This is a genomic window from Chlorogloeopsis fritschii PCC 6912, from assembly GCF_000317285.1.
In the GTDB taxonomy this organism is placed as follows: domain Bacteria; phylum Cyanobacteriota; class Cyanobacteriia; order Cyanobacteriales; family Nostocaceae; genus Chlorogloeopsis; species Chlorogloeopsis fritschii.
In genome coordinates this window covers 20333-31480 of record NZ_AJLN01000056.1, presented here as the reverse complement: position 1 = coordinate 31480, position 11148 = coordinate 20333, and the positions used below count along the sequence as shown (strand labels likewise).

The following is an 11148-nucleotide window of genomic DNA, read 5'->3' as shown; positions in this document are numbered from 1 at the left end:
CTGAAGTTTGAAGGAAACTAAAGACGCCCTACTCATGAATGAAGGGCGTTTTTTATTTTTAATAGTTTTAAATATCTAAACAAAATTAATTACCATTCTCTATACTGTTCCCTGTTCCCTATTATCTTACCTCTACCACTGGCGACATTAGCTAGAACTAAATCACCAAGAGCCTTGTTAGAACAAGTCGCGGCTGCTGTCGATATGATTGAAGAAACACAAGAACGACAAAACATATCGGCTTGTGTACAAATTCTGGCTGGCTTACGGTTTGAAAAAGATTTGATTCGACAGCTATTTAGAGAGGAAATTATGCGGGAATCTGTCATTTATCAAGACATTCTCCAAAAGGGTTTACAAGAAGGCAAACAAGAAGGAAAGCAGGAGGAGGCACTAACACTTATCCTGCGTTTGCTTACTCGTCGGCTTGGTGCGATCGCTCCTCAGATAGAACAAAAGATACGTGTTTTATCAATCACAAAACTAGAAGATTTGGGTGTAGACGCGCTTTGCGCGGCTTCTCGAAGAGTAGCACTGTTGGATTTCTCTAGCGAAACTGATTTAATCAGTTAGTTGGACACCCACTCCTACGAATAAAATCCGCTGTATAAAATATGCGAAAAATTGCGGAAATAAATGAAAAAATCAGCCGCAAAAGTGCTGTAGTATTGACTGTTGAAGAATTAAAAGCAAAAGTTGCAGAAGTTGGTGTAACTAAAGTTGCCAAGGAAGTTGATGTTATTACCACCGGCACTTTTGAGCCGATGGAATCTAGTGGTGCAATTATTAATCTCGGACATACTGACCCTCCAATTAAAATTCGTCGCTGTTGGTTAGATGGTGTGCCAGCATATCCAGGGTTTGGGGCTGTTGATTTATATTTGGGTGCAAGTTGTGCCGTGGAAGCAGTCGAGGGGGAAGAAGTTCGAGAACATGGTGGCGGTCATGTTATAGAAGATTTAATCGCAGGTAAACCAGTTCAAGTACGCGCCCAAGGACAAGTAACAGATTGTTACCCTAGAGCAACCTTTGAAACCACTATTACTCGCGATACTATTAATCAGTTTTATTTATTTAACCCTAGAAATCTTTATCAAAATTTTATTGTCGGAGTCAATGGAGGCGATCGCCCGCTATTTACTTATCTTGGCCCTTTACAACCACGTTTGGGCAATGCGGTTTACTCTAACCCTGGTGCCATTTCTCCCTTAATCAACGACCCCGATCTGCAAGTCGTTGGGATTGGTACGCGAATTTTCTTAGGAGGTGGGATTGGTTATGTGGCATGGGAAGGCACGCAGCATTTTCCACTCCAAAAGCGTTTACCCAATCGTACACCCATAGGCCCGGCTGCCACTTTAGCTTTAATGGGTGATGCCAAACAAATGAATCCTCGTTGGGTGCGGGGTTGTTACTTCAAAAATTACGGCCCTTCTTTGATGTTAGGTGTAGGTGTACCCATTCCCGTCTTCAACGAGGAAATAGTAGCTAGATGTGCAGTGCAAGACAAAGACTTGGTAGCGCCAATAGTAGATTTTTCCATTCCTCGGCGAGTACGCCCCACCTTTGGTTTAGTGAGCTACGCTCAACTTAAATCTGGACGAATTTTGATTGAAGGCAAAGTAGTGCGTACCGCACCTCTTGCTAGTATATTTCTCTCCCGACAAGTCGCTCAAGAGTTGAAACAGTGGATTGAAGCAGGCACCTTTACTCTTACTGAGCCAGTTGCCTCGATTCCGATGGAGCGGTCTTTTCTTCCTCAAGACCGCTGGACGGAGTTTTAAGGCTGGGGACTGGGGGCTAGGGACTAGGGACTAGGGACTAGGGACTGGGAATTTTAGAGTTTGGATTTTAGATTAAATTCCAATCCAAAATCGTAAATCCAAAATCGAATCGCCCAATCCCCAGTACCCAACTCTACTGTTCAGGTGGTTTTGGTCGTTTGACAGGTTTAGGAGTAACACCTTTTGGTGTTGGTTTAGTTGGTAAAGAGTCACCTACTTTTTTATTTGGACGTGGGGTTTCTCCAGGTTTTCTGGGAGGGTATGGTTTCCTGCCACCAGCACCACCAGGACGCCCCCTACCTCCTCGGAACGGCGGTCTTCTGCCACCGCCTTTTTTGGGTAGGTTAGCGATCGCTTCACCGTGTTCTATAACCAAGCATTCTCCTTCCCGCATCACTTGTAAATCCCAAAACTTTCCTACAGCTTTGGCATCAAGGCTACCCTTTAGCTTCAATTTAAAATACTTGGGTTTGTCATTTGGCTTGCGGGGGGATTGCTTAATTTTAATTACTAAATTTCCAGTGTCATACGATTGATAAACTATTTCGCCACGAACAGAAAAACCACCATCTGGAATCTCTGTTGAGGGTGTGAAATCCTCTGTAGTTAGTTCGGGCTGCTCCGATGAACTAGGATTCGGCGGCGGCTCCTCTGGTGAGGTCAAATCTTCCTGCTGTTCAGCTTTCGCCAAATTTTCTGGCTCCCAAACCCCGACAATCTGGAGATGCAAATTGTCGTTTTCTTGGCGGGTGCGCGGATAAACTACCCACAGATGCTCTTGTTCTAAGTCAAGATGATTTTTGACTAAACTCATAATTCGACCAAGAAGCACAGCATCAAGTTTTGTGCCATCTGCGGTTACCATTACACCTTGAGTAAACTGTTCACTGCTAGCAATGTAACGACCTCGGACTAAACCAATGGCTCGGTATTGCATCGGTTCGCTGGGAGGTGGAATCGGATGCTGCCGATTTGCTAAGTTGGCATCATCATTAGCAGTATTGCTTGGTGTATCAGGCGAATTCTCTGGCTGAGATACTTCGGCTGCTACATTTTCATGAGCAGTTGTCTGTTGATTGATTTGAGCTTCACCAGAATTTGTTGAATTTGATGATTCAGGGGACGGCATCAGGTCGGAATTCATAAAAACTCCTTGGAGCGGAGACACATCCCATTGTGGGATTTTACTAAGGCAAGTGAAAAGAGCGTTTGTGCGACTGATGAAAGTATATTTCCTTTCTAAACAGCCACTTCTGTTTGCCCTGCTATCATACTGAAAGATGCGATTTTTCGCATACACATACTAAATGTGTAATTTAACGCCTTTACACTAATTTCGGAAGCATAGCATCGTTACAATCTAGGCAGTTCTTACTAATTTCATCCCTTGCTTTGGCAGTGTAAATGAGAATTTGTTATAAATTTCACAAATCATTCACAGTATTCCGCAAAGTTTTTCAAAGTTTTAACTTTCTCTATTTCTGTAAACGATAATCTCATTAGAGTTAAGGACGGTTTTGTGTCTGAGTCACGTAATCGCTGGTTAGTTAAAGTCGTGCTAGTGCTGGCAGTAATAGGTTTTGTTGGAGTATCTATGGTTCCGATCATAGCCGCGTTTAGTGATACGCAATACTCCCGCCAAAACTTTTCCAACACCACAGGAACTTCTTCCTCTGACCAAAAATCAAAACTGGAAGACGCATCTCGGGGTTACGAACAGGTTTTGCAGAGAGAGCCAGAAAACCAAACAGCGCTGCGAGGCTTACTGGAAACACGTTTGCAATTACTGAGTTTAGGTGTGGGTGAAATTCAAGGCGTAATTGAACCTCTAGAAAAATTAGCCAAGCTGAATCCAGAACAGACCAAATACGCCGTACTACTAGCGCAGGCAAAGCAGCAAATCGGCGATAAAGAAGGTGCTGCCCAAGCTTACCGCTCCATTTTGGAAACAAAACCAGGCGATCTTAATGCTTTGCAAGGGATGATAGCCCTCTTGCTAGAGCAAAAACGCCCGGAAGCAGCTATTGGCTTATTACAAGATACCCTCTCTAAAGCTACTCAGGCAAATAAAAATGAATCTGGTAGTGTGGATACTATTGCTGTGCAGGTAATGTTGGGTAATCTTCACGCCTCTCAAAAACGCTACGATCAAGCCTCTGTTGCATACGATCAAGCAATCAAAAGCGCTCCCAATGATTTTCGCCCGGTTTTAGCAAAGGCAATGGTTTTGAAAGAGCAAGGTAAATCGAAGGAGGCAAAACCTTTATTTAGTAAAGCTGCGACTTTAGCACCCGCTCAGTATAAAGACGAAATTAACAAAAGAGCAACTGAAGCCACCACCCCTGCACCGACTGCTGCTTCAACGCCTGCACCCAAACCTTAAAAGAGGACACGGGGAAAGTTTTTGATAATTTCTCCGCGTCTCCCACTCTTTCTTCATGCTCCTTCTATGGCGGCAACAATACCAAATACAATAAACAGGCATCCGCCAACGAAAGTGAGGATACGTTCGGAAATTCGTCCTGCTAACATTCGTCCACCAATGACAGCGATCGCTGCACAAATGGCGTGTCCTAAAATTGCACCTATAGTTACCCCAATAGGGTTCTTACCAGCAGCTAAGGCAATAGTGGCAAATTGTGTGCGATCGCCCCACTCTGCCATAAATGTCAATAAAAAAGCTTCTAAGATAATTGCCCAAGAGGTTTTTTGGTTTCCCAACTGCTTCTCTGCTTTTGCTACAGCATCTTTTGCCTCTTCTACAACTTCTGTGGCGCAAGTAGAAGCAGGCATTTTGCTGGCTTCGTACAACAGCTTTATACCAAAGGCAGTAAATAAAACAATTTCAGCGTAGTAGATATAAATTTTTGGCAGTAAGGACGCTGCTTGTCCCAATACTACAGAAAGTATTGTCATCGCCGCCAAAGCCGCTGTCACTCCCGTAAAGACTAAGCGTCGGGAATGCTGCATTGATAAAATCGCGGCGATAAAAAAAGTTTTATCCCCTAACTCAGAAATTGTAATTAGTAATAAACCTGCGGTAAAAGCTGTTAGCACTCTCTCAAGCTCCTAAAGATTGTTTTCTTGATGTGCGGGCTTGATGAGAGGTGCAATACTTCACCAAGCTCCACACTTTTTTGTGTGAACTCAGTGAAGGTCTCGCTTCCAATTAGCTAATCTTTGCTTGCTTGTCATCTGAACCAGGCTCATCGCCAGTATGTTGATTCAGATGTACTGGCTATGGTTTTTGCCAGCAGCTACTCCCCTTCTATTCTTAGGTAATTATACATCTATCTAAAGTTGTGGTAAAGAGATTAGGAACTGAGTACTGGGTATTTTAGTCATTTTGTTGTCCACAAGCCAATATCACTTAGTTTCCCTAAACAACTAATTGACCAATACCCTAGCGAGTGCGATCGCTGTACCAGAATACCCTCGTTGCCAAGTTCAACCTGGTAACGAGAACTAGAGCCAGAATGCTCTCTCAAGCTTAATCTCTGTCTCAACCTGCTTGTATCAATTCCATATATATATGCTCTAACCTCACAGGTTGCCGTGAAATTGAGTCAATAGCAATGCCATCAAACTGTGCAATTATCTCTTTTAATTCCAAATGCTCTGATAACCAAAAAGCCAAATCGTTTCCATAGCGCCGGGGCGTAAAACCACAAGCAATTGCACGTGCGATCGCTTCCTCCTCCTCATCAGTCTGCACAATCAAAATTTCTTTAGCTGGAATATAACTACGCAAATCTTCTAAACAACCCTCAGCTAAAATGCAACCATTTTTCAAAATACCAATTCTGTTACACAAACGTTCTGCTTCATCTAATAAGTGAGTCGTTAATAAAATTGTCATGCCCTGATTTTTGAGTTGTTTAATCAGCTCCCAAATTTCGTAGCGCGCTTCAATATCTAAACCAGTAGTAGGTTCATCTAAAATGATTAACTTCGGCTGATGCACTAATGCCACTGCAATATTCAAGCGCCGTTGCATACCACCACTTAGAGTTTCTACTGGGCTTTTTGCTCTATCTAATAAATTCACAGCTGCCAAAGCAGCTTTAACTCTTTGCTGCCGTTTTACTCTATCTAAACCGTAGATTTTTGCAAAAAACTTGAGGTTTTCTTCACAAGAAAGTCCTTTATATAATAAATTTTCTTGTGGTGCAATACCAATGAAATTTTTGGTTGTTTCTGAGACTTGCTGATGATTAATAGTGACTGTGCCGCTATCAGCTTGTAATAAATTACAAATAATATTAATCGTAGTAGTCTTACCTGCTCCATTTGCACCTAGTAAACCATATATTTCTCCAGGAGCAACATACAGAGTTAAATCCTGAAGAACTTGCCTTTTACCATAAGATTTATTGAGCTTTTCTATAGAGAGCATAGTTTTATATTAGTTTTATATTATTAGTGAAAGGTGAGCAAGTAGGCAGATATAATTAAACGTAAAATACCAACCTTTACAACCTGCTCAGGAAGGCCATTTTACCTTCTGCCTTCTGCCTTCTACTTATCACAATCTCCTTTCTACTAACAGCATCCGTCGATAGGCGATCCAACCCCCAAAAATCATAATGGCAGCAAAACCGAATAGAAACCTGAGATGAGACGCAATCTCTCCTAGATTGTTCCCCTGCGCAGATACTCCTAAGAGAGCTTCACTCATATGATAAATTGGATTAATTTTAGCAATCTCAAGTAATGTTTCTGGTAAAAATGTTGTTGGGAAAAATGCCCCACCTACAATTAATAAGGGCACTCCAAAAGCAGCAACTAGTGAGTTGACATCTTCGGTACGGCGAGCCAATTGTGTACCTAAAATAAAGCCTAAACCAACATAAGCGATGATACTCAATAAAATAATTATTGCTCCTAAGAATACCGAACCTTTGAAGGTTGCACCCCACAATGCTGCAATTGTGTAAATGAGTAATGTTTGTCCAATACCAATGCAACTATGAGCTAAAAAAATACCCAGAAAATAGGACGTACCACTTAATGGTGAGATAAAAAGGCGTTTGAGGGTTTGCTGTTCTCTTTCTGATACCACGGTAGAAACGCTACCACCCAAACAGCTAAAAAATAGTGCTGCTCCTACTAAAGTAGAAGGAGCAGCGTATTCAAAACCTTGTTCTGTTGACAGCTTCATACTTTCTGCCAAAACAAATCCGTTAATTATTAGCACAGAAATAGGGAAGATAATCCAAAAAATCAGACTGCGTCTGCGCCGTAATAGTTCAATTAAAATGCGCTGAGTCACAGCCATTGTTTCACGCCAGTGTTTCATCGCGATTTAGTTACAGCAGTGGTAAGTCAACGCGCCTATTTACTTTCATCAGCCATGTGTCCCTCGTCTGCACTATTCTATTGGCTGGAGTATGAGCGCCTTTGACAGAAGTAACAGAGTAACCTTGATTTACGAGGGCTGAATCAAGGTTGGTTTAACAAGATACCTTAAAGTATATACAAATATTAAGTTATATTACTAAATTTATATAGTTGATGGCTGATTCACATAGATGCAGAGAAGATAGCCTGCGATCGCTCAATGATCTGAAAACTAAGCCTAGATCCAGATCCTCGACTTCTCAAAAAAGTTGGGAATGTGGTTTTTGAGTTTGTGTGGAGGTAACACAAGAAAAAGTATAACGAAGATAATTTTGACTATAGTACAGTACAATTTAGAACATAATTTCTTTATTCGTTCGGATTCAAAATACTAACGTCTAGGCAGAATATTACGCTGATAACTTGGATTTGATACTGCCTAAATCCGAACGGAACATATTTCCACAGTAATGATTATCTAGTTGCTTCTAAAGAAAGATAATTAATTACAAGCAAGTACGTTAAGTTAAAAGTAGAAATGAAGTAGAGAAAAAAATTATGAATAAGACACTGATAACTACTTTATTGTTTGTATTTTTATTATTGTTTATCATCTCTCCATTTGCTTCTCTTGCGAGCTTAATGCTACTGATGTTAATTGCAGCGTTTGTCTTCTTTGTCGGAAATCTAGTACAAGCAATTATTGGTGGCAAAAAAGCCGATAATAACTCACTGTAAGGATACCAATAGCTCAAGCTAATAGTCGAATGGTCAAAAGCCTATTAGCTGTCTTTACCAAATCTTGGTGATGAGTAAGATTGAATCGAGTGAAATGTTGGCAAGACAACAAATCCAGCGCATATGGTAGCATTTGCCACAGACATTAGCTACGGTTAACATAGAATCTAGCTTAATAGCCTGATGCCTATCTAGCATTAGTCCTCTGCCTACCTTGATTGGTTGGTGGAAAAATTTGAACGCGGTGAATTACTTATCACCTTCCACAATATGTAACTCAAAGATGAGTTGTAGCAGCCCATCCTATCTTTTGTAATGACTTCAAAATTACTCAATGAATCAGATTTAAAATCAACAATATATGTAAAATTGAGAAAACCTAATCATTAACTTAGCAATCTTCCAAAAAATGAATTAAATTTAGTAAAATCATAGCTACCTGAAAAAGAAAAAAACGGCTAATCTATTATTACTTAAGCGGTTGATAAAGACGAACACCGCTTCGTAGGATAGCTAAGGGATGAAAGACTGGATTGCAAAATTAACAATCTATACGGTACTATTGTGCAATTTGTTGTTTGGAACTAATAATGCAATAGCCGAAGTTTTAAGTGATTATGTACGGCCATTTAACGACTTACCAGGATTTGAAAATGTAGTCATTGCCGAGCACACAGATAAAGAGCAAGAGCATAGAAAAGAAGATTTTCGACGATTTCGCGAGATATTAAAAGATACAGATAAATTAGAGGGACTATTTACCCTTTATCACAATCGGGATTCTGGTGAGATTTATTGGGAAATTCAGCCAGAACAGCTAAATAAAAATTACCTCTGCACAGTTACATTAGAATCAGGTGTGGGAGAGAGTGGTATTTATAGCGGATTACCTCTGCAAGATTTTCTCTTCTACTTCCAACGAGTAAACTATCACTTGCACTTTGTTGTTCGTAACGTTAAGTTCCGTGCCCAGCCTGGTGAACCAGAAGGGCGATCGCTTGCTCGTTCTTTTAGCGATTCAGTTTTGTATGCACTCGAAATAGCTAGTATCGATCCGTATACTAAAAGCATTCTAATTAAACTTGATGACCTGCTCATGCAGGATTTTCCTGGTTTAACTTCCCTGTTGAAATACTTTTTGCAGGCTGATTACCATTTAGAAGCAAAAAAATCATATTTTGGGGATGTCAACAGTTTCCCTTTCAACTTAGAGATTGACTCAATTTACAATTTCTCATCACCAGAAGGAGCATACTTAGTCACTTTACCTGACAGCAGAGCATTAACTCTCAAAGTACATTACAGTTTTTCCCAGCTACCTGAAAATAACGGTTATATTCCTAGAGTTGCTGATGACAGAGTCGGATATTTTATCACTGCCTTTCAGGATTTCTCTCACAATCACGATCGAGAACCATTTGTACGTTACATCCATCGCTGGCATTTAGAACCATCTGACAGTAGCGCACCCTTGTCTCCACCTAAAAAGCCGATTGTATTTTGGATTGAAAATGCTGTGCCATTTGAGTATCGCGACGCAATTCGTGAAGGCGTCTTGATGTGGAACAAAGCATTTGAAAAAGCCGGATTTCAAAATGCTATTGAAGTGCGGCAAATGCCAGATGATGCAGATTGGCAGCCAGCAGATGTGCGGTATAACACGATTCGCTGGTTTAATTCTTTAGATGCAGGTTTCGCCAGGGGGCCAGCACGTGTTAATCCTCTGACTGGAGAAATATTGGATGCAGATATAATTGTGGATGCCAACATGGTGCGTTCAATTCAGCAAGAATATCGGGCACTGATGGGAACAAATTCATTATTTATGGATGAATCCTTTTCTCAAGAGGGTAAAAACTTATGCCAAGCCTTTGGGGAGAAATACAAAGTAGATAGAAATGTTTCCATCCCTGTGCCTGATTCTGAATTTTGCTATGGTGTGGAGTCTTCAAATCAAGCAGCAATGGGGGCACTGGTTTTGTCATTGTTGCAAAACACTACACCTAGTAGTGATGAGATGAAAAAGTACGTGCATCAATATTTGCGTTCTCTGATTGCTCACGAAGTTGGGCATACTTTGGGTTTGCGTCACAACTTTCACGGCAGTACTATGTTAGCACCTCAGGAATTAAACAATACCGAAATTACTCACACCAAAGGCTTAGTAGGTTCGGTGATGGATTATTTGCCCGTGAATCTAGCACCTGTGGGAGTAGAGCAAGGCGATTATTTTCCGGCAATTATTGGCCCTTACGACGAATGGGCGATAGTGTATGGTTATAAACCTCACCCGCACTTAACAACAGAGGCGATCGCTCCTGAAACTGAAAAACCTTTTTTAGAGGAGATTGCTTTGGCTTCGCCCCAACCAGAATTATCTTATGCCACTGATGAAGATATTTGGAACATCAACCCTCTTGCCAATGTTTGGGATATGAGTAACGATGTACTGCTTTATTCTAAGTGGCAAATGGATAATGCCCGCATGATGTGGCAGCAACTTGAAAAGCATTATCCATTAAAAGGAGAAAGTTATAGCGATTTGCGTGTATTGTTCAATCGAGTACTCAAATACTATTTTCGTAACGCTTCCTTACTAACTCAATATATAGGCGGGCAATATTTTTGGCGTCACCACGCCGATAGCGATACTCGCCCCAGTTTTGTACCAGTTTCTTTAGAACAACAACGTCAGGTACTAACGACGTTACAAGAGAATGTGTTTGCTGAGGATGCTTTCAGTTTCTCAGCGCAATTGCTCAATCAGCTGGCACCATCGCGGTGGCAACATTGGGGGAACTATATACCCGTATCCCGCCTTGATTATCCAATTCACGAGCGGATTCTGCATTTTCAAAGTGGGATCTTACGATCGCTTTTAAATAGCGATCGCCTCCATCGCTTAAGAGATATAGAATTCAAATCCCTGCCAGGGGAAGCATTATCTATGCCTGAGTTATTCGATACTCTGCAAAAAGGTATTTGGACAGAAGTTTTTGGCTCAAGTCAGTCAAAGCCAATTTCTAGCATCCGTCGTTCATTGCAAAGAGAACATCTGAACATTTTGCTAGAGATGGTATTGCGCACTAGCGATGTACCTGAAGATAGCCGTACCCTAGCTTGGTACGAATTGCGCCAACTCCGCAAAGCTATTGATACTAGCCTTAAGCAACAGAATGACGACCTTGATATTTATACGCTAGCTCATCTAGAAGAAACAAGCGATCGCATTACTAAAGCACTAAATGCAGAATTGCACTCAAAATAGGACTAGATGTCAATCGAG

The 11148-nt window shown here is 41.1% G+C and carries 10 protein-coding genes; 5 read left to right on the top strand and 5 right to left on the bottom strand.

All coding sequences use genetic code 11. The features are described from left to right. The first annotated feature begins 174 nt into the window (after positions 1–174). On the top strand, positions 175–573 hold the full coding sequence (locus tag UYC_RS0108685; RefSeq protein ID WP_016879354.1) for a DUF4351 domain-containing protein: 399 nt from the start codon (positions 175–177) through the stop codon (positions 571–573). A 41-nt stretch (positions 574–614) separates the two neighbouring features. Beyond that, positions 615–1784 (top strand): homocysteine biosynthesis protein, encoded by a 1170-nt coding sequence (locus UYC_RS0108680; protein ID WP_016877205.1) that lies wholly within the window; start codon positions 615–617, stop codon positions 1782–1784. A gap of 133 nt (positions 1785–1917) precedes the next feature. Here the strand turns inward: UYC_RS0108680 and UYC_RS0108675 are convergent, their stop codons facing one another. Continuing rightward, the gene (locus tag UYC_RS0108675; protein WP_016879353.1) at positions 1918–2928 is read right to left on the bottom strand and encodes a hypothetical protein; all 1011 of its coding nucleotides are present in this window, start codon (positions 2926–2928) and stop codon (positions 1918–1920) included. 375 nt (positions 2929–3303) lie between these two features. Here UYC_RS0108675 and UYC_RS0108670 point away from each other — a divergent pair, with 375 nt between their 5' ends. Then, a complete protein-coding gene (locus tag UYC_RS0108670; RefSeq protein WP_016879352.1) occupies positions 3304–4167 on the top strand; it encodes a tetratricopeptide repeat protein in 864 nt (287 codons plus the stop codon). A gap of 53 nt (positions 4168–4220) precedes the next feature. Here the strand turns inward: UYC_RS0108670 and UYC_RS0108665 are convergent, their stop codons facing one another. From UYC_RS0108665 to UYC_RS0108655, 4 genes are all read right to left on the bottom strand, one after another. Beyond that, positions 4221–4841, bottom strand: a complete 621-nt coding sequence (locus UYC_RS0108665) for a TMEM165/GDT1 family protein (RefSeq protein WP_016877208.1) — start codon at positions 4839–4841, stop codon at positions 4221–4223. A 284-nt stretch (positions 4842–5125) separates the two neighbouring features. Continuing rightward, a complete protein-coding gene (locus UYC_RS37640) occupies positions 5126–5272 on the bottom strand; it encodes a hypothetical protein (RefSeq protein WP_157171227.1) in 147 nt (48 codons plus the stop codon). A gap of 14 nt (positions 5273–5286) precedes the next feature. Continuing rightward, complete coding sequence (locus UYC_RS0108660; RefSeq protein ID WP_016877209.1) at positions 5287–6180, bottom strand: ABC transporter ATP-binding protein; 894 nt, start codon at positions 6178–6180, stop codon at positions 5287–5289. A 129-nt stretch (positions 6181–6309) separates the two neighbouring features. Then, a complete protein-coding gene (locus tag UYC_RS0108655) occupies positions 6310–7083 on the bottom strand; it encodes an ABC transporter permease (RefSeq protein WP_016877210.1) in 774 nt (257 codons plus the stop codon). A gap of 599 nt (positions 7084–7682) precedes the next feature. Here UYC_RS0108655 and UYC_RS0108650 point away from each other — a divergent pair. Continuing rightward, entirely contained in the window at positions 7683–7862 is a 180-nt protein-coding gene (locus UYC_RS0108650; protein WP_016877211.1) for a hypothetical protein, read from the top strand. A gap of 520 nt (positions 7863–8382) precedes the next feature. Further along, a complete protein-coding gene (locus UYC_RS0108645) occupies positions 8383–11130 on the top strand; it encodes a zinc-dependent metalloprotease (protein ID WP_016877212.1) in 2748 nt (915 codons plus the stop codon). Positions 11131–11148 lie beyond the last annotated feature (18 nt).